This is a genomic window from Streptosporangium sp. NPDC000095, assembly GCF_042899335.1.
GTDB lineage: Bacteria > Actinomycetota > Actinomycetes > Streptosporangiales > Streptosporangiaceae > Streptosporangium.
The window spans coordinates 44,269-62,186 of sequence record NZ_JBIAZS010000012.1; the positions used below are offsets into that span (position 1 = coordinate 44,269).

General features: G+C 69.6%; 15 protein-coding genes and 1 pseudogene. 10 read left to right on the plus strand and 6 right to left on the minus strand.

Translation table 11 applies throughout. The features are described from left to right. Window positions 1-420: 420 nt before the first annotated feature. From ACFY3V_RS25240 to ACFY3V_RS25260, 5 genes and pseudogenes are all read left to right on the plus strand, one after another. Window positions 421-1,713, plus strand: coding sequence for an ABC transporter substrate-binding protein (locus tag ACFY3V_RS25240; protein ID WP_362905244.1), 1,293 nt, complete (start codon window positions 421-423; stop codon window positions 1,711-1,713). 184 nt (window positions 1,714-1,897) lie between these two features. Further along, a complete protein-coding gene (locus ACFY3V_RS25245) occupies window positions 1,898-2,863 on the plus strand; it encodes a sugar ABC transporter permease (protein ID WP_362905242.1) in 966 nt (321 codons plus the stop codon). After that, a complete protein-coding gene (locus tag ACFY3V_RS25250) occupies window positions 2,860-3,717 on the plus strand; it encodes a carbohydrate ABC transporter permease (protein ID WP_389776738.1) in 858 nt (285 codons plus the stop codon). The genes ACFY3V_RS25245 and ACFY3V_RS25250 overlap by 4 nt, the downstream gene beginning before the upstream one ends. A gap of 66 nt (window positions 3,718-3,783) precedes the next feature. Beyond that, window positions 3,784-3,951, plus strand: a pseudogene (locus tag ACFY3V_RS25255) (family 1 glycosylhydrolase); the annotation flags it as partial. 40 nt (window positions 3,952-3,991) lie between these two features. After that, a complete protein-coding gene (locus ACFY3V_RS25260) occupies window positions 3,992-4,987 on the plus strand; it encodes a LacI family DNA-binding transcriptional regulator (RefSeq protein WP_350945899.1) in 996 nt (331 codons plus the stop codon). Between the two features lie 111 nt (window positions 4,988-5,098). Here ACFY3V_RS25260 and ACFY3V_RS25265 read toward each other — a convergent pair whose 3' ends face one another. After that, entirely contained in the window at window positions 5,099-6,094 is a 996-nt protein-coding gene (locus tag ACFY3V_RS25265) for a LacI family DNA-binding transcriptional regulator (RefSeq protein WP_362905238.1), read from the minus strand. Then, a complete protein-coding gene (locus ACFY3V_RS25270) occupies window positions 6,091-7,470 on the minus strand; it encodes a GH1 family beta-glucosidase (RefSeq protein ID WP_350945901.1) in 1,380 nt (459 codons plus the stop codon). Before ACFY3V_RS25270 ends, ACFY3V_RS25265 begins: the two co-directional genes overlap by 4 nt. 195 nt (window positions 7,471-7,665) lie before the next feature. Between ACFY3V_RS25270 and ACFY3V_RS25275 the strand changes: the two genes are divergently transcribed. The 3 genes from ACFY3V_RS25275 to ACFY3V_RS25285 all read left to right on the plus strand — a co-directional run bounded on the left by ACFY3V_RS25275 (window position 7,666) and on the right by ACFY3V_RS25285 (window position 11,074). After that, on the plus strand, window positions 7,666-9,024 hold the full coding sequence (locus ACFY3V_RS25275) for an ABC transporter substrate-binding protein (protein ID WP_362905234.1): 1,359 nt from the start codon (window positions 7,666-7,668) through the stop codon (window positions 9,022-9,024). A gap of 69 nt (window positions 9,025-9,093) precedes the next feature. Further along, window positions 9,094-10,068: a sugar ABC transporter permease gene (locus tag ACFY3V_RS25280; RefSeq protein WP_362905232.1), complete on the plus strand. Its 975-nt coding sequence runs from the start codon at window positions 9,094-9,096 to the stop codon at window positions 10,066-10,068. Window positions 10,069-10,123: 55 nt separating this feature from the next. Then, complete coding sequence (locus ACFY3V_RS25285) at window positions 10,124-11,074, plus strand: carbohydrate ABC transporter permease (RefSeq protein ID WP_362905230.1); 951 nt, start codon at window positions 10,124-10,126, stop codon at window positions 11,072-11,074. 88 nt (window positions 11,075-11,162) lie between these two features. On the opposite strand, the gene ACFY3V_RS25290 is transcribed toward ACFY3V_RS25285, so the two are convergent. Continuing rightward, the gene (locus ACFY3V_RS25290; RefSeq protein ID WP_362902449.1) at window positions 11,163-12,035 is read right to left on the minus strand and encodes a general stress protein; all 873 of its coding nucleotides are present in this window, start codon (window positions 12,033-12,035) and stop codon (window positions 11,163-11,165) included. A gap of 127 nt (window positions 12,036-12,162) precedes the next feature. Then, window positions 12,163-13,602, minus strand: coding sequence for a GuaB1 family IMP dehydrogenase-related protein (locus ACFY3V_RS25295; protein ID WP_389776745.1), 1,440 nt, complete (start codon window positions 13,600-13,602; stop codon window positions 12,163-12,165). 134 nt (window positions 13,603-13,736) lie between these two features. Here ACFY3V_RS25295 and ACFY3V_RS25300 point away from each other — a divergent pair, with 134 nt between their 5' ends. Beyond that, window positions 13,737-14,204 (plus strand): GyrI-like domain-containing protein, encoded by a 468-nt coding sequence (locus tag ACFY3V_RS25300; protein ID WP_362902445.1) that lies wholly within the window; start codon window positions 13,737-13,739, stop codon window positions 14,202-14,204. Between the two features lie 64 nt (window positions 14,205-14,268). On the opposite strand, the gene ACFY3V_RS25305 is transcribed toward ACFY3V_RS25300, so the two are convergent. Further along, window positions 14,269-14,922, minus strand: coding sequence for a nitroreductase family protein (locus tag ACFY3V_RS25305; protein ID WP_389776748.1), 654 nt, complete (start codon window positions 14,920-14,922; stop codon window positions 14,269-14,271). Next, on the minus strand, window positions 14,922-16,055 hold the full coding sequence (locus ACFY3V_RS25310) for a CaiB/BaiF CoA-transferase family protein (RefSeq protein WP_362902441.1): 1,134 nt from the start codon (window positions 16,053-16,055) through the stop codon (window positions 14,922-14,924). The genes ACFY3V_RS25305 and ACFY3V_RS25310 overlap by 1 nt, the downstream gene beginning before the upstream one ends. A 200-nt stretch (window positions 16,056-16,255) precedes the next feature. On the opposite strand from ACFY3V_RS25310, the gene ACFY3V_RS25315 reads away from it, so the two are divergent. Continuing rightward, on the plus strand, window positions 16,256-17,917 hold the full coding sequence (locus tag ACFY3V_RS25315; RefSeq protein ID WP_362902439.1) for a serine/threonine-protein kinase: 1,662 nt from the start codon (window positions 16,256-16,258) through the stop codon (window positions 17,915-17,917). Window position 17,918 lies beyond the last annotated feature (1 nt).

Here is a 17,918-nt window from a genome sequence, read left to right on the forward strand (position 1 = left end):
GAGCACTCGTACGCGAGGCCGTCCGGGATCGTCTCGCGAGGCGGGGACCGGTGGCACCGCGGGTGCGGGCGGCAGGTGGGACCACGGGGGAAATTTGTGAGGGAGCGCTCTCTGAGATAGAGAGTGGCCCGCTCGGCGGGGGGTGTCAAGAGGCCGGTGCGGCCCTGTGGAACACGCTGGAAACGCGACCTTAATGTGACCTTTCCTCGTGGGAGCGCTCTATTTTCTATAAAATTTAACTTCAAAACCTCTCTGAGCTGGGGAAACATCCAAGAGAGCGATGGGGCACTTTCCGCGAAAAGCCGACCGCCAGGCGCGGGGTGAGGTCGGCGGTGCCGTTGACAGGCAATCCCCTTGGCGTCACTCTCTCTCAGAGAGCGCTCTCTCCATGATCATCTATGAGGACCCCGGGAGGGTTCCATGCGTAAGTCACGCCAGAGGTTCCTCGCCCCGATGGCCGCCGTTTCCGCCCTGGTCCTGGGCCTCACCGCCTGCGGTGGGGGTGGCGCCGGGAGCGGCGGGCCGGCCTCAGGGCCGGCCGAGAAGATCAAGCTGACCGTCGGGCTGTTCAGCGACTTCCACTACGCGCCGCTGTACGAGGAGTTCAAGAAGACCCACCCCAACGTGGAGATCGTGGAGCGCCGCGCGCAGTTCAACGACCACCACACCAACCTCATCACCCAGCTGACCACCGGCGCGGGCGCCGCGGACGTGGTCGCCGTCGAGGGCGGTTACATCGGCGCCTTCACCCCCGTGCCGGACAAGTTCCACGACCTCAAGGAATACGGCCTGGACAGGCGCGAGAGCGAATACCTCGACTGGAAGTGGAAGCTGGGCGTCTCCAACGACGGCTCCGCCCTCCTGGGCCTCGGTACCGACGTCGGCGGCCTGGCCATGTGTTACCGCCCGGACCTGTTCAAGAAGGCCGGCCTGCCCGTCGACCGAGACGAGGTCTCGGCGCTCTGGCCGACCTGGGACGCCTACGTCGAGACGGGCAAGAGGTTCGTCGCGGGCAAGGTGGAGGGAGCCAAGTTCACCGACGGTCCCGGCGAGCACTTCCGCGCCATGGTCGAGCAGGCCCCCATCGGCTTCTACGACGCCGAGTACAACATCGTCGCCGCCACCAACCCCGACGTGCGCAAGGCGTACGACACGGGCGTGAAGATGATCGACGAAGGTCTCTCGGCCAACCTCGCCGCGTTCTCGCCGCCGTGGAACACCGGCATCGCCAAGGGAAGCTTCGCCACCATGGTCTGCCCGGCCTGGAAGACCGGAACGATCAAGGATCAGAAGCCCGGCGAGGGCACCTGGGACATCGCGGCGGTCCCCGGCGGCGGCGGCAACCAGGGCGGCACCCACCTGATGCTGCCCAAGCAGGGCAGGCATCCCAAGGAGGCCGCGGCACTGATCGACCTGCTGACCAGCAAGGAGAGCCAGATCAAGCTCTTCAAGGAGGCGAGCGCGCTGCCCTCGCTGCCCGCCCTGTACGACGACCCCGCGGTGAAGGACTTCGTCAACCCGTACTTCGGCAACGCGCCGATCGGCAAGATCTTCACCGACGCGGCCAAGTCGCTCAAGCCGCAGCCCGTGGGTCCCAAGGCCGGTGACGTCCTGCAGGCGATCGGCGACGGTCTCCAGCGGGTCGACCAGGGCAAGCAGAACGCCGAGGAGGCCTGGGCACAGGCGCTCAAGGACGTCGGCAGGATCAAGTAGTCGTCCCCCGGCCGGCCGGTCTGGTACCGGTCGGCCACCAGCCCGTGCCCCTGTCCCGTGGCGGGCACGCGTCCCGTGCCGCGGAACCGCACGCCTCCCGCCGTGCGCCGTGACGGGCCGACGCCGCCCGCCGTGACGGGCCGCACTCCTCCCGCCGTCCGAAGAACCGCAGAAAGGAGCTGCCATGGCCACCCGCGCGCCCGATCGCCTGGCGGCGGTCCCGCCGAACAGACAGGCGGGACCCCGCCTCCGCCGCCAACTGGTTCACCAACTCGACGTCAAGGGCTCGCCGTACGCCTACGTGGCCCCCTTCTTCCTGCTCTTCTCCGCGTTCGGGTTGTTTCCCCTCGCGTACACCGCCTGGGTGAGCCTGCACGAGTGGACGCTGCTCCGGGACGAGCAGACCTTCGTCGGCCTGGAGAACTTCAGAACGCTGCTCGCCGACGACTACTTCTGGAACGCCACTTTCAACACCCTGTCCATCGGGGTGCTGTCCACCGTGCCGCAGCTGCTGCTCGCCATCTGGCTCGCCCACCTGCTCAACCGGCCGCTACGGGCGCAGACCTTCTTCCGCATCACGCTGCTGCTGCCCAACGTGACCAGTGTGGTCGCGGTGGTGGTCATCTTCAGCCAGTTGTTCGGCCGGGACTTCGGCATGATCAACTGGGTGTTCTCCCTGGTCGGCGTCGAGGGCATCGCCTGGAACGAGGGGGTGCTCAGCTCTCACTTCGCCATCTCCACCATGATCATGTGGCGGTGGACGGGCTACAACGCCCTCATTCTCCTGGCGGCGATGCAGGCGGTGCCGCGCGAGTTGTACGAGGCGGCCACCATCGACGGCGCGAGCGGGACGACCCAGCTCCGCAGGATCACCATCCCGATGATCAAGCCAACGATCATCTTCGTCGTCATCACCTCGACGATCGGCGCGATGCAGATCCTCGCCGAGCCGCTGCTGTTCGGCTCCTACCTCGTCACCGGAGGGGTGGACCGGCAGTATCAGACGCTCTCCCTGTTCATCTACGAGAACTTCACCAAGCTCGACTTCGGTTACGCCTCGGCCATCTCCTGGATGATGTTCGTCTTCATCGTGGTGGTCGTCGGCGTCAACTACCTGCTCACCCGTCGTGGGAAGGGAGGGCTGACATGAGCGCCCACACCGCCGTCCCCGCGGTCCGCCGTCGTTCCGGCGGCGCCGCCCGCAGGCTCACCTACCTCACGCTCGCCGCGGTGGCGTTCTTCTCCATGATGCCGCTCTACTACAGCGTCGTGGTCGCCTCCCGCGACAACGCGGCCCTGGCCGACGTGCCGCCGCCGCTCATCCCCGGCGGCAACTTCTTCGCCAACGTCGCCCGCGTCTTCGACACGGTCCCCTTCGCCCTGGCGATGCTCAACTCCGTCATTGTCTCCGGCACCGTCGCGTTCGCGGTGATGCTCTTCTCCACCCTGGCCGGGTTCGCGTTCGCCAAGCTGCGCTTTCGCGGGCGCAACGCCCTGCTCCTGCTCACCGTGGCGACGATGATGGTGCCGACCCAGCTCGGCATCATCCCGCTGTACATGCTGATGGTGAAGCTGGAGTGGACCGGCACCATGTACGCGCTGATCGTGCCCGCGCTCGTCAACGCGTTCGGGGTGTTCTTCATGACCCAGTACCTCTCCAGGGCGCTGCCGACCGAGCTGCTCGAGGCGGGCCGGGTCGACGGCTGCAGCACCTGGGGCCTGTTCTGGCACGTCGTGCTCCCGGCCGCCCGCCCGGCGGCGGCGGTGCTGGGCATGCTTACCTTCATGTCGGTCTGGAACGACTACTTCTGGCCGCTGGTCGTCCTGACCCCGGAGGATCCGACGGTCCAGGTGGCCCTGTCCACACTGGCCAGCGGATACGTCAACGACTACGTGCTCGGCCTGGCGGGCACCACGCTCGGCACGCTTCCACTGGTCGTCGTGTTCGCCCTGCTCGGCAAACAGATCATCGGAGGAATCATGCAGGGGGCGGTGAAGGGATGACCGCCGTCGGCACTCGGAGGCCACCCTCGCCTCCGTCGTGCCGACGGCAACGGCCACCCGCGCGTCGTGCACGCCGCGATCGCCGAAGGGGCGGACGTGCGTGGTCATCCGGTCGCTGCTGATAATTTCGAGTGGGCCGGAGGGGACCGGCGTAGGTTCGGGATCGTGCGCGCGGACTTCGCCACCCGGCGGCGTCCGCTCAAGGACGGCGCGCCGTTGTACCGCGATGTCATCGCACGTAACGGACCGCAATCGACGGTAGGGGAAGAACACGATGAGACGTCCCACCCTGGAGGCGGTCGCCGCCCGTGCCGGGGTCTCCCGGTCGACCGTCTCCCGGGTGGTGAACGGCCAGACCACGGTCACCGCCGACATCCGGGACCTGGTCATGCGCGCGGTGAACGAGCTCGGCTACGTCCCCAACGGGGCGGCGAGAAACCTGGTGACCCAGCGGACCAACTCGGTCGCGCTGGTCGTCTCGGAGTCGCCGAACCGGGTGTTCTCCGACGATCCGATGTTCTCCACCGTCATCCGTTCGGCCAGCCTGGAGCTGGAGGCCGTCAACAAGCAGGTGGTGCTGCTGCTGGCCGGGTCGCCGGAGAGCCATGCCCGGGTGGAGCACTACATCGCCGGCGGCCACGTCGACGGCGTCATGCTCGTGTCCAGTCACGGTGCCGACCCGCTGCCGGTCGCGCTCACCCGGCTGCGCGTCCCGGTCGTCTCCTACGGCAGACCCGCCGTGCCGGTCGAGATACCGTACGTCGACAACGACAACGTCGAGGGCGCCGCCACCGCCGTGCGGCATCTGCTGGAGCGAGGCAGGCGGCGCATCGCCACCATCGCGGGGCCGCTGGACATGATAGGCGGGCAGGACCGGCTGACCGGCTACCGCGAGGTGCTGCGCGACTCCGATCGCCGCTCGATCATCGCGGTCGGCGACTTCACCCGGGAGTCGGGGGCGGTCGCGATGCGGCAGCTGCTCGCCGACGACCCGGAGATCGACGCGGTCTTCGCCGCGAACGACCTGATGGCGATCGGCGCGATGCACGCGCTCCGCCAGGCGGGCCGGAGGATTCCCGACGAGGTCGCCATCGTGGGCTACGACGACATCGAGGCCGCCCGCTACACCGACCCGCCGCTGACGACCATCCACACGCCGCACGCCGAGCAGGCCGCGGCGATGGTCCGCCTGCTGCTCTCCCTCCTTGAGGGAGGCCCCGCCGAGTCGATGATCGTGTCCACGGATCTGGTCGTCCGGGCGTCCTCGTAGTCCCGGTTCGGAGCTCGGGCCGGAGCCCTGGCACCCGGCCGGGGCTCCGGATCCGTGCTCTTCGTCGGGTCTTGAGTTTCGCCCGCTCCCGTGGCCGGAGGGCGACCGGTCTCAGGACGCGGTGGACTCCCGGACGACCAGCTCGGTGGGGAGTGTCACCTGCGCCTTCTCCTCCAGGTCGAGGACCATGCGGGCGAGCCTCCGTCCCATCTCGACGGTCGGCTGCCTGACCGTGGTCAGCGGAGGCTCGGCGTAGGAGACGGCTGGGATGTCGTCGAAGCCGACCAGCGCGACGTCGTCGGGGACCCGTCGGCCCGCCTGGCGCAGGGCCGTCAGCGCGCCCAGCGCCATCAGGTCGTTCGCCACGAAGACCGCGTCGATCTCCGGGTCGTCGGCGAGCAGCTGCCGCATCGCGACCGTCCCCGACTCCCGGGTGAAGTCGCCGACCGCGACGATGGAGCGGCGGTCGGAGTCGCGCAGCACGGCGCGGTAGCCGTCGAGCCGGTCGATTCCGGCGATCATGTCCTGCGGCCCGGCGATGGTGGCGATGCGCCGCCTGCCCCGTTCCATCAGGTGCCGCACCGCGCGCTCGGCGCCGCCGGCGTTGTCCACGTCCACGTACGGCAGGCTGCTGGGCACGGTCGGCCTGCCGCTGCACACCACCGGCACCCCGCGCCTGGCGAGGATGGCCGGCAGCGGGTCGGTGCCGTGCATCGACGCGATGACCACGCCGTCCACGTGGCCGTTGGTGGCGTAGCGCTCGGCCCGCTGGTAGCCGCCCGTCGCGCCGATGAGCATCAGCACGAGCTGCTTGTCGGCCTCCTCGATCTCCAGGCTGACCCCGCGGATGATCCCGGCGAAGGTCGGGTCGTCGGAGAAGACCCGGGTCGCCGGCTCGGGGAAGACGAGCGCTATGGAGTCGGCCCGCTGGGTGACCAGGCTCCGCGCCGCCTGGTTGGGCACGTAGCCCAGCTCCTCCACGGCGCGGTTGACCGCGTCGCGGATCTGGGGTGCCACGCGCGTGGAGCCGTTGACCACGCGCGAGGCCGTCGCCCGGGACACACCCGCCCGGGCGGCCACCTTCTCCAGGGTCGGACGGGTCCTCACAGTCCGTTCCGGCGTACGACCTGGCTGTACCACAGGGCGCTGTCCTTGGGGATGCGGCGTTGCGTCGCGTAGTCGACGTGCACGACGCCGAACCGCTTGTCATACCCCTCGGCCCACTCGAAGTTGTCCAGCAGCGACCACACGAGGTATCCGCGCAGGTCGGCGCCGCCCTCGATCGCCGCGTGCGCCGCGCGCAGGTGGCCGTCGAGGTAGGACAGGCGGCCGACGTCGTGCACCTCGCCGTCCTCGACGACGTCGTCGAAGGCGGCACCGTTCTCGGTGATGATCAGAGGGGTGCCCGGATAGTCGCGCGAGAGCCGCAGGAGCAGGTCGGTGAGGCCGAACGGCTGCACCGGCCATCCCATCGCGGTCTGCGGCGCGTCGGCTCCGCCGAAGGCGATGCCCTCGCTGCCCGGATAGACCAGGTTGGCGGGCTCGCCGGCGCGGACGGTCACGGTCTGCGGGTGGTAGTAGTTCACGCCCAGCAGGTCGATCGGCTGACCGATGATCTCCAGGTCGCCGTCCTGGACGAAGGACCAGTCGGTGAAGCGGCGGGCACGCTCGACGACGTCGGCGGGATACTCCCCGCGCAGCACCGGGTCCAGGAAGATCCGGTTCTGCAGGCCGTCGACGAGCTCGACCGCGAGGGCGTCGTCGCCGATCACGGGGGAGAGGTTGAGCGTGACGCCGACCGTGGCGGCGCCCGAGGCGCGCAGCGCCTGGACGGCCAGGCCGTGGCCGAGCAGCAGGTGGTGGACGGCGGCGAAGCCCAGCGCGGGCTCGGCGAGGCCGGGGGCGTGGATGCCCGACGCGTAGCCGAGGAAGGACGAGCACCAGGGCTCGTTCAGGGTGGTCCACGTCTCGACCCGGTCACCCAGCCTGCCGTGCGCGATCGCGGCGTAGTCGGCGAAGTGCGCGGCGGTCTCCCTGCTGGTCCAGCCGCCGCGGTCCTCCAGGGTCTGCGGCAGGTCCCAGTGGTAGAGCGTCACGATGGGGGTGATGCCCTTTTCGAGGAGCTCGTCGACGAGGCGGTCGTAGAAGTCCAGGCCGCGCGGGTTGGCGGGCCCCGACCCGTCGGGCTGCACGCGGGGCCAGGAGATGGAGAACCGGTAGGAGTGCAGGCCGAGGTCGCGCATGAGCGCGACGTCCTCGGGATAGCGGTGGTAGTGGTCGCACGCGACGTCACCGGTGTGGCCCGCGTGAACCTTGCCGGGGGTGCGGGAGAACGTGTCCCAGATGGAGGGGCCCCTGCCGTCATCCCGGGTGGCGCCCTCGATCTGGTAGGCCGCGGTGGCGGCACCCCAGACGAAGCCCTCAGGGAATCTCAGCACGCCGGAGTCCTGAAGGTCGTAGGACTTTTCGGCGGACATGGTCATGTCCTCACCGCCCCATTCTGTTCGGCTGTTACGTGAGAGCGCTCTCTGGAGCATCACGGTACCGCACAGATCGTGTCAAGAATTCTGAGATGGTAACCGTAATATCACGGTTCTTGACTTTGCGTTGTGGGCAGACAACTCTTCCAGAGAGCGCTCTCACACTCCCCGGCAATTGTGTATTTGGAGGATGGTTCCATGTCGCTCCTCTCTCGGCCCCGGCGCACCGCCCTTGCGGCGGGCAGCATAGGGCTGGCGTTGGTCGTCACCGCCTGCGGATCCGCGGACCCCACGCCATCGGCGGGTGGCGACGACGCCGGCGCGTCCCCCGAATGTGCCGCCTTCAGTCAGTACGGCAAACACGAGGGCAAGACCGTCAGCATCTACTCGCCGATCCGTGACGCGGAGGCCGACCACTTCGAGAAGGCGTGGAAGCCGTTCGCCGACTGCGTCGGAATGAAGATCACCTATGAGGGCACCGGCGAGTTCGAGGCGCAGATCCAGGTCCGCGCGGACGGCGGCAACCCCCCCGACATCGCCTTCTTCCCCCAGCCGGGCCTTCTTGAGCGTTTCGCCAAGGCGGGAAAGCTCAAGCCCGCCTCCGAGGAGATCAAGAAGCTCACCGCCGAGGGCTGGTCGGAGGACTGGGCCAAGTACGCCACCGTCGACGGCGTCTTCTACGGCGCCCCGCTCGGCGCGAGCGTGAAGTCCTTCGTCTGGTACTCGCCGAAGATGTTCACCGAGAAGGGCTGGGCCGTCCCCAAGACCTGGGACGAGCTCATGACGCTCACCAACACGATCGCCGACTCCGGCGTGAAGCCGTGGTGCGCGGGCATCGAGTCCGGTGACGCGACCGGCTGGCCGGCGACCGACTGGATCGAGGACCTCATGCTCAGGGAGGCCGGTCCCGAGGGATACGACGACTGGGTGAGCCACAAGACCCCGTTCAACGACCCCAAGGTCACCGCGGCGGTCGACAAGGTCGGCGCGATCCTCAAGAACGAGAAGTTCGTCAACGGCGGCTACGGTCCGGTCAAGTCGATCGCCAGCACCGCCTTCCAGGAGGGCGGCGTCCCGATCACCGAGGGCAAGTGCGCCCTGCACCGCCAGGCGTCCTTCTACGCCAACTTCTGGCCCGAGGGGACCAAGGTCGCCGAGGACGGTGACGTGTTCGCCTTCTACCTGCCGGGCAACGACCCGGCCAAGAAGCCGGTGCTCGGCGCGGGCGAGTTCGTGGCGGCCTTCACCGACCGCCCCGAGGTCCAGGCCGTCCAGGCGTATCTCGCCTCCGCGGAGTTCCCCACCGCCCGCATGAAACTGGCGACCTACGTCACCGCGCGCAAGGGCGTCGACCCGGCCAACGCCCAGAACCCGATCGACAAGCTCTCCATGGAGATGCTCCAGGACCCGAGCACGATCTTCCGCTTCGACGGCTCGGACCTGATGCCCGCCGCGGTCGGCGCGGGCACGTTCTGGAAGGGCATGACCGACTGGATCAACGGCAAGGACACCAAGACGGTCCTCGACTACATCGAAGCCTCCTGGCCCAAGTCCTGATATATCCCGATGAGTCCGGTTCTGCGTGATGCGCGGGACCGGACCGTCGTCCTCCCGGGAGATTCTCCGATGGACTTCGACTTCGCCGCCGAACTGCCCAAACTCCTCCAACTGCTGATCGGCGTCGCCGCGTTCCTCGTGGTGGTGGCGGTGATCCTGGTGCTCCTCGACCGCGCCCCGATGCGGCGGCGCGCGTGGACCCACGCCACGATCCTGCTTCTGCCCGCCATCCTGCTCCTCGCCATCGGCCTGGTCGTACCGGCCGTGCGCACCACCCTGCTGTCGTTCATGAGCGGCGACGGCAAGGAGTGGGTCGGCATGTCCAACTACGCCTGGATGTTCACCCAGCCGGAGGCGGTGATCGTCCTCCGCAACACCCTTATCTGGGTGCTGCTCGTCCCGCTGCTGGTGACCTCGGTCGGGCTGGTCTACGCCGTCCTGGTCGACCGCACCCGTTTCGAGTCGCTCGCCAAGTCACTCGTCTTCCTGCCGATGGCGATCTCCTTCGTCGGGGCGGGCATCATCTGGCGCTTCGTCTACGCCTACCGCTCCGAGGAGCAGGACCAGATCGGCCTGCTCAACCAGATCACGGTCGCGTTCGGCGGCGAACCACAGCAGTGGCTCCAGGAGGCACCGCTCAACACACTGTTCCTCATCGTGGTCATGGTCTGGATCCAGGCGGGTTTCGCCACCGTGGTGCTCTCCGCCGCGATCAAGGGAATCCCCGCCGAGATCGTCGAGGCCGCCCGGCTGGACGGGGCGAGCCCGCTGCAGATGTTCTTCCGGGTGACGCTGCCGTCCATCCGATCGGCCGTGATCGTGGTGCTGGTCACGCAGTCGATCGGCACGCTCAAGCTGTTCGACATCGTCCGCACCATGACCGGCGGCCAGTTCGACACCAGCGTCATCGCCAACGAGATGTACAACCAGGCGTTCCGGTACGGCGAGACGGGCAAGGGCGCGGCCCTCGCGGTCTTCCTGTTCGTCCTGGTGACCCCGATCGTGATCTACCAGATCCGCCAGCGCAGAGAGGCCGTCAGGTGACCGGGCGAGCAGGCAGGCCCCGCGTCGCGAGTACGCGGACGGCGAAGGAGTCCACATGGCCACGTTGACCCAGACCATGGTGCGGCCCGAGGCGACGACGGCACCGCAGCGCGTACGGCGGAGACTGAGCGGCCGCGTCGCCGGCGCCGCGGCGATCGTCATCGCGGTCCTGTGGACCACCCCGACCTTCGGTCTGCTGCTGTCCTCGCTGCGCCCGGAGGACCAGATCAAGACCACCGGCTGGTGGACGTTCTTCTCCGACCCGCAGATCACCCTGGAGAACTACCAGCAGGTCCTGTTCGGAACCTCCTCGTCCTCCGGCCAGATGATGAGCTTCCTGATCAACTCGATCGTCATCACGATCCCGTCGGTGCTCTTCCCGCTCGCCCTCGCCACCTTCGCGGCGTACGCGCTCGCCTGGCTGCCGTTCCGCGGACGAGAGTGGATCTACATCGGCATCTTCGCGCTGCAGATCGTGCCGCTGCAGATGGCACTCGTGCCACTGCTCTCGTTCTTCTCCGAGGGCGTGTCCGTCTTCGGCCTCCAGTTGATGCCCGCCTGGGAGCTGGAGGGCCCCGCCCGGTTCATTCAGGTCTGGTTCGCCCACACCTGCTTCGCGCTACCGCTGGGCGTCTTCCTGCTGCACAACTTCATGTCCGAGCTTCCCGGCGAGTTGATGGAGGCGGCGAGGGTCGACGGGGCGAGCCACGGGAAGATCCTGCGCACGATCGTCCTCCCGCTGGTCGGGCCGGCGCTCGCCACCTTCGCGATCTTCCAGTTCCTCTGGGTCTGGAACGACCTGCTGGTGGCCCTGATCTTCGCCGGAGGCACCCCGGAGAGCGCTCCGATGACGGTACGGCTGGCGCAGATGGCCGGTACCAAGGGCAACGAGTGGCAGCGCCTGACCTCGGGAGCGTTCGTCTCGCTGATCATCCCGCTGGTCGTCTTCCTGTCGATGCAGCGCTACTTCGTCCGCGGCCTGCTCGCGGGCGGCGTCAAGGGCTGAGCACCCTCTTCCGCGTCCACCTGCCGGCGGGCGCCCCGGATCGGGGCGCCCGCCGGATGTTCTGTCGGGACTCTCTCACCAGGCGCACTCAGGAGTCGGGCCGCTCGGAGCCGGCCGACCGGACGGCGGGGCGGTCGGGAGAGGTCGGCTGCGCGGGGATCCGGTGCTCGGCGGTGCCGGGCCGCGCCGGCTCGGCACCCTCCTCGGCGTGCGACGGCGCGGGGGACGTGGGAGCCGGGTCGTCCGCGGGCGCGGGGTGGTCCGCGGTGGCCGGTCGCGCGGCGCGCCCGGGGATGACCGGCTGCGGCGGCAGGTCGGAGGTGACCGGACGGCCGGAGAGGTCGGGGGCGGACGGCTGCGGGGGGATGTCGGTGGCGAGCGTCTGTGCGGGGGTGGCGTGGGTGGGGGAGGTGGCCCCGGTGGCGGCCGGGTCGTACATGCCGGCGGACGGGGGAACCTCCACGACCATGGTGTCGGCGGGGCCGGGGGTCGACTCCAGGACGGCCCGCGCGTGGTCCAGGTGGGAGGCCGCGACCAGCACGTCGTAGCGGCCGGCGACGATCGCGCTGCGCGAGGCGAAGTCCCGCTTGCCGCCGGTGAAGAGGTGGTTGATGAACCCGAACGCGGCTCCCATCACGGCACCCCACAGGGCCGCCCAGAGCACGAGGACGAAGAACGACATCGTGGTCGAGGTGAACAGGCCGAGGAACATCCCCACGACGGCGCCGAAGGCCGCGCCGCTTCCGGCTCCGGTGAGCGCGGCCCGCCCGTTGGTCATCCTGCCGGTGACGGTCTCCTCGAGTTTCAGGTCGCTGCCGACGATCGCCACGTTCTCGACGGGGAAGCCCGCGTCGGAGAGTCCGTCCACGGTTCGCTGTGCCGCGAGGTAGTTGTCGTAGCCTGCCAGGACCCTCCGGTCCACGACGACCTGCGTGTCCAGGCCGGTGGGCGTTCCATTCATGTCCGCTCGCCTTTCGGTGGTGGAAGATGGCTCGACGAGCCGACTACCCCGTGGCGGTAGGAGGATGCGTGTCCTTTCCCGGGATCTCGCCGGCTACGGCGAGATCCCGGGAGAACGGTGGGACGGATCACCAACTCTGGTGGAGCGGCATTCCCTCGGTGTAGCCGGACGAGCTCTGGACGCCGATCACCGCGCGCTCGTGGAACTCCTCCAGGGTGGAGGCCCCCGCGTAGGTGCACGAGGAGCGCAGACCGGCCACGATGGCGTCGATCTGGTCCTCGACGCTGGGCATGGCCGGGTCGAGATACATCCTGGAGGTCGAGATGCCCTCCTCGAACAGGGCCTTGCGCGCCCGGTCGAAGGGGGAGTCCTCCGCCGTGCGCAGTCTCACCGCGCGGGCCGAGGCCATGCCGAAGTTCTCCTTGTACTTCCGCCCGTCGGCGGCGGTACGGGTGTCGCCCGGCGATTCGTAGGTGCCCGCGAACCACGAGCCGATCATCACGTTGGACGCCCCCGCGGCCAGGGCGAGGGCGACGTCGCGGGGATGGCGGACGCCGCCGTCGGCCCACACGTGGCGGCCCAGCCCGCGGGCCTCGGCGGAGCACTCCAGCACGGCGGAGAACTGCGGGCGGCCCACGCCGGTCATCATCCGGGTGGTGCACATCGCCCCGGGGCCGACGCCGACCTTCACGATGTCGGCCCCCGCCTCGACGAGATCCCGCACGCCCGCGGCGGTGACGACGTTGCCCGCCGCGACGGGCACGTCGGGGCCGAGCGCGCGGACCGCCCTCAGGGCGCTGATCATCTTCTCCTGGTGTCCGTGGGCGGTGTCCACGACCAGGCAGTCCACCCCGGCGTCGAGGATCTCCTTGGCCTTGGCGGCCACGTCGCCGTTGACTCCGACGGCCGCCGCGACGCGGAGCCTGCCCGAGTCGTCGACGGCGGGCCGGTACAGGGTGGCGCGCAGCGCGCCCGTCCTGGTCAGGATGCCGACCAGCCGGCCGTCCGCGTCCACGACGGGGGCGAGCCGGTGACGGCCCTCGTGGAGGCGGTCGAAGGCCTCGCGCGGGTCGAGCCCGGCGGGCAGCGTGAGCAGGTGGTCGGACATCACCTGGGAGAGCTGGGTGTACATGTCCACGCCCGAGCAGTCGCTCTCGGTGACCACGCCGGCCGGGCGGTTGTCCCAGTCGACGATGATGATCGCGCCGTGGGCCCGCTTGGGCAGCAGGTTGAGCGCCTCTCCGACGGTGTCGTGCGGGGTGAGCGTGAGCGGTGTGTCGTGGACGAGGTCGCGTTTCTTGACCCAGTCGACGACGTCGGCGACCACGTCGATCGGGATGTCCTGCGGGATCACGGTGATCCCGCCCCGCCGCGCGACGGTCTCCGCCATCCGCCGTCCCGCCACCGCCGTCATGTTGGCGACCACGATGGGGATGGTGGTTCCGGTGCCGTCCTGGCTGGAGAGGTCGACGGCGAGCCGCGAGCCGACGGAGGAGAGCGACGGAACCATGAAGACGTCGCTGTAGGTCAGGTCGTAGGCCGGTGCCATCTCATTGAGGAATCTCACGTTGCTCCACCTTATGCCGTGAATTGCCGGATATGAGCGTTCCCCTTTTCCCGGCCTTCGAAGAGGACTGGCAGCTCGGAGCGGGGACTAGGATCCGGTTTGCGTGAATAAGTGGATGGCCATGAGGAGGCATTGTGATCGTGGTTGATCGGCCGGAGATGCTCGTCGTAGGTCATGCCGTACGGACGTCGAACGCCGACGAGACGGAGCCCGGCCGGGGGAGGCTCGGCGCGCTCTGGGCGCGGGCGGGGTCCCCGGGGGCCTTCGCCCATGTGCCGGGACGGGTCGACGAGAACATCTACGCGGTGCTCACCGACTACGAGAGTGACCACCACGGCGCCTACACCCAGATCGTCGGGGTCGCCGTGCGCAGTGCCGCGGCGCTGCCCGAGGGGATGGTGGCGGTACGGGTGCCGGGAGTGCCGTCGCTGAAGGTCGAGGTCCGCGGGCCGATGCCGGGTGTCCTGCTGGAGGGGTGGCAGCAGCTGTGGAAGCACACCGAGTCGGGTGGCACCCCGCCGAGGGCCTTCACCACCGACCTGGAGGTGCACCACCCGGGGGGAGCCGACATCTACGCGGCGGTCCTGTCCCCGATGCGCTGAGTGCGGTCGGCCCCGGTCGGCTCGCGGTGACGCGTCCGACCGGGCGGCTCGGTGCCCTCGGTGTTCAGCCTTCCTGCCCCCACAGAGGCTCGGGGATCTCGAAGCCCACGTCCTGGCCCCACCGGTTGCGGTAGCTCACCTCGTGCGCGGGACGTCGGGGCGCGACACCCCAGCGCCCGGTGGGGTAGCCGAAGGTGACCGTGCAGGCCAGGGCCCAGCCCTTGCCCTCGGGCACGCCGAGCACCCGCAGCGTCTCCTCGGCGTGGAAGATGCCGAGCACGCTGGTCAGCGCGCTGCCCACTCCGTGGGCGCGGGCGGCGAGCTGCGCGCTCCACACCGAGGGGAAGATCGAGCCGCCGGACGGGTCGTTGCGGACGAACGCGAACAGCAGCAGCGGATAGCCCTCGAAGTGGTCGGCCAGGTACTGGGCCGACTTCAGGACGCTGAGCGTCCGGGTGTCGCCCTCGGCCTCGGCCTTCTCGCGCATCGGCCGGTAGTGGCCCTCGAAGAGCTGTCCGAGCGCGTCCCTGTAGAGGGGGCCGAGCCGTTCCTTCACCGCGAGGTCGTCGACGAGCAGGAAGCGCCAGCTCTGCACGTTGCCACCGCTGGGCGCGCGGACCGCGGCGTCCAGGATGCTTCGCTGGACCTCCTCGGGGATCGGGTCCGGCTTGACCCTGCGCATCGCCCTGGTGGTGTAGAGGGCCTCGAAGACGTCCATCAGGCCAGCACCCCCGCTTCGCGCAGCCGTGCCGCGGTCTCGTCGGCCAGGCCCCAGGAGGAGAGGTCGTCCAGCCGGGTGGAGGGGGAGAGGTCCTGCTCGGGCGCGCCGAGCAGGCGTGGCGTGGGCACGGGTTGTCTGATCCCGCCGATGTCGACGAACGTGCCCCTCGCCTTGTGGTGCGGGTGATCCGCGGCCTCGCCCATCTCCAGCACCGGGGAGACGCAGGCGTCCGTACCGTCGAAAAGCGCCTCCCACTCGGCGCGGGTCCTGGATCGGAACGCCTCGGCGAGCCGCTCGCGGAGCGCGGGCCACCGTGACCTGTCGTCTCGGTCGGGCAGGTCCTCCAGGCCCATCAGGGTGATCATCTCCGTCCAGAACTGCGGCTCAAGCGCGCCGACGGCCATGTATCCGCCGTCGGCCGTCTCGTAGGTGTCGTACATCGGCGCGCCGGTGTCCAGCAGGTTCGTGCCGCGCGGGCCCCAGCCGCCGGTCTGCACGCCGTGGTAGAACATCGCGAACAGCGTCGCCGCGCCGTCCACCATGGCGGCGTCGATCACCTGTCCCTCGCCGGTCCGCTCCCGCTCGATCAGCGCCAGCAGCACGCCGTACGCGAGCATGAGGCCGCCTCCGGCGAAGTCGCCGAGGATGTTGATCGGCGGGGTGGGGCGCTCGCCCGCACGGCCCAGCATCGACAGCGCGCCGGAGACGGCGATGTAGTCGATGTCGTGCCCCGCGGTCGGGGCGAGCGGGCCGTCCTGGCCCCAGCCGGTCATCCGGCCGTAGATGAGGCGCGGGTTGACCGCGTGCAGGTCGGCCGGGCCGATGCCGAGGCGCTCGGCGACCCCCGGCCGGAAGACGTCGACGACCACGTCGGCCCGGCGGGCCAGTTCCTTGAACGCGGCGACCCCCTCGGGGGACTTGAGATCCAGGCCGACCGTCCGCTTGCCCCGGTCCATCACGCCGGCGCGCGGCCTGTCCCCGGCCTTGGCGACGACGCTCACGCGATCGACGCGCAGCACCTCGGCCCCGTGGTCGGCCAGCATCATCCCGGCGAACGGTCCGGGGGCCAGTCCCGCCAGTTCGAGCACGCGGACTCCGGCCAGCGGGCCCTTCCTGGTCACGCGCTCCATCGACATTCTCCTCGGGTGTCGCCGGTTCTCTTCGGGTACGGCGTCAGCAAGCAATCACTTGGTCGTGACCACTGCCGTCTCCCGCCACAGTAGAACAACATTCGACTTTCGATGGCAAGACACATCGCCAGGAGCCACATGAGGCCCGCGCGTGTATGGGAAACTTGCGCCCTCTCCGAATGGTACCTAGGGGTCTTACGATGACATATCCGCACAGTGAACGGGTGGTCGCTGGGCGCTATCGGTTGCTGCGAGAGCTCGGCCGGGGCGGGATGGGCGTGGTGTGGGAAGGCCACGACACCCTCCTCGACCGCTCGGTCGCCGTCAAGGAGGTGCTCCTACCGCCCAACCTCTCCCCGGCCGAGCACCAGGTCCAGCTGACCCGCACCTCCCGCGAGGCCAGGACCGCGGCGAGGCTCAACCACCGGGGCATCGTGGCGATCTACGACGTGGCGGAGCAGGACGGCCGCCCCTGGATCGTGATGGAGCTGGTCAGGGCGCGCGGGCTGGACGAGGTCGGCCCGCTGCCGGTGCGCCAGATCGCCGACATCGGCCGCCAGGTCCTGTCGGCCCTGCGCGCGGCCCACGAGGCCGGGATCCTGCACCGCGACGTCAAGCCGAGCAACATCCTGCTGGACGCCGAGGGACGCGCGGTGCTCTCCGACTTCGGCATCGCCACCGTCGAGGGCGACACCTCGCTCACCCAGACGGGCATGGTGACGGGCTCGCCCAGCTTCCTGCCGCCCGAGCGCGCCACCGGCGTCGACGCCGGCCCCTGGTCGGACCTGTGGGCACTCGGCGCCACCCTTTACGCGGCCCTGGTCGGCCGGGGACCCTTCGAACGCCGCGACGCCATCTCCACCCTCAGTGCCCTCCTCACCGAGGAGCCCGACTTCGGTCCGGTACCCCCGGAGATGCGAGCGGTGCTCATCGGCATGCTCCAGCGGGAGCCCGCCCACCGGCTGACCGTGCGGCAGGCCGACGCGATGCTGGCGGAGGTGATCGACAACCCGTCGGCCGCGGCCCGCCGCACCGGGGAGACCGCCGTCCGCCCCGCACCGACAGGCCGGGGGCACCGTACGGAGGAGAGCTTCGGCCACACCGGCAGGACCGTTCAGCACAGGCACGAGACCGGGATCTCGGCCGCCTCCGGTCGTCGCGGGGGAGGGCGGCTCCCGCTGATCCTGGGTGCCGTGGTGGTCCTGGCCGCGGGTGGCGCCGCGGCGGCCGTGGCGATGTCGGGGTCCGACCAGCAGCCGGTGGCACGTTCCGTGCCCACGGTCGCCCAGACCGAGCCGACGCCGGTGGAGCAGAGCACGTCGCCGACGCCCACCCCGACCCCGACTCCCACCCCGACTCCGGCCCCGACCAGAACGACGGCGCCCGCCGGCGGGCTGAAGGCGTGGCGGGCACGTCCCCCGGAGAACTGGTCGATCGGCTACCCGGCCGGGTGGAGAGGCGACTATGCGGCCGAGACGGGATACACCCAGTGGCTGCGCCCCGACGGGGCGGCCCACATGTCGGTGGAGCTGCTGGAGGGAGACGCCGGCGAACTGGAGCGACTTCAGTGGCTCGTGAGGGAGAACGCGGTCCAGTGGAGTGAGATCCACTCCGATGACACGTTCAAGATCCCTCTCGCCTACGGGGCCGGGCTCCAGTGGGAGTTCACCTGGAGCATGAAGGACGGCGGGGGAGCACCCTGGGCCAAGTCCGGGGTGACCTATCACGAGGTGCGGCGGTTCATCGCGGTGGGCAACTCGGTGCTGGTGCTCAGCTGGACCACCCACGAGGCCGACTGGGACACCCAGCGTGCCCTCATGACCCGCGTGTTCAACAGCTTCCACCCCCGAGGCGGTGAGTGAC

Excerpts from the sequence above, each read along its gene's own strand:
- ACFY3V_RS25315 (WP_362902439.1), top strand. The coding sequence starts at position 16,256 with ATGACATATCCGCACAGTGAACGGGTGGTCGCTGGGCGCTATCGGTTG.
- ACFY3V_RS25245 (WP_362905242.1), top strand. The coding sequence starts at position 1,898 with ATGGCCACCCGCGCGCCCGATCGCCTGGCGGCGGTCCCGCCGAACAGA.
- ACFY3V_RS25285 (WP_362905230.1), top strand. The coding sequence starts at position 10,124 with ATGGCCACGTTGACCCAGACCATGGTGCGGCCCGAGGCGACGACGGCA.
- ACFY3V_RS25290 (WP_362902449.1), bottom strand. The coding sequence starts at position 12,035 with ATGAATGGAACGCCCACCGGCCTGGACACGCAGGTCGTCGTGGACCGG.
- ACFY3V_RS25305 (WP_389776748.1), bottom strand. The coding sequence starts at position 14,922 with ATGGACGTCTTCGAGGCCCTCTACACCACCAGGGCGATGCGCAGGGTC.
- ACFY3V_RS25250 (WP_389776738.1), top strand. The coding sequence starts at position 2,860 with ATGAGCGCCCACACCGCCGTCCCCGCGGTCCGCCGTCGTTCCGGCGGC.
- ACFY3V_RS25260 (WP_350945899.1), top strand. The coding sequence starts at position 3,992 with ATGAGACGTCCCACCCTGGAGGCGGTCGCCGCCCGTGCCGGGGTCTCC.
- ACFY3V_RS25270 (WP_350945901.1), bottom strand. The coding sequence starts at position 7,470 with ATGACCATGTCCGCCGAAAAGTCCTACGACCTTCAGGACTCCGGCGTG.
- ACFY3V_RS25275 (WP_362905234.1), top strand. The coding sequence starts at position 7,666 with ATGTCGCTCCTCTCTCGGCCCCGGCGCACCGCCCTTGCGGCGGGCAGC.
- ACFY3V_RS25280 (WP_362905232.1), top strand. The coding sequence starts at position 9,094 with ATGGACTTCGACTTCGCCGCCGAACTGCCCAAACTCCTCCAACTGCTG.
- ACFY3V_RS25240 (WP_362905244.1), top strand. The coding sequence starts at position 421 with ATGCGTAAGTCACGCCAGAGGTTCCTCGCCCCGATGGCCGCCGTTTCC.
- ACFY3V_RS25310 (WP_362902441.1), bottom strand. The coding sequence starts at position 16,055 with ATGGAGCGCGTGACCAGGAAGGGCCCGCTGGCCGGAGTCCGCGTGCTC.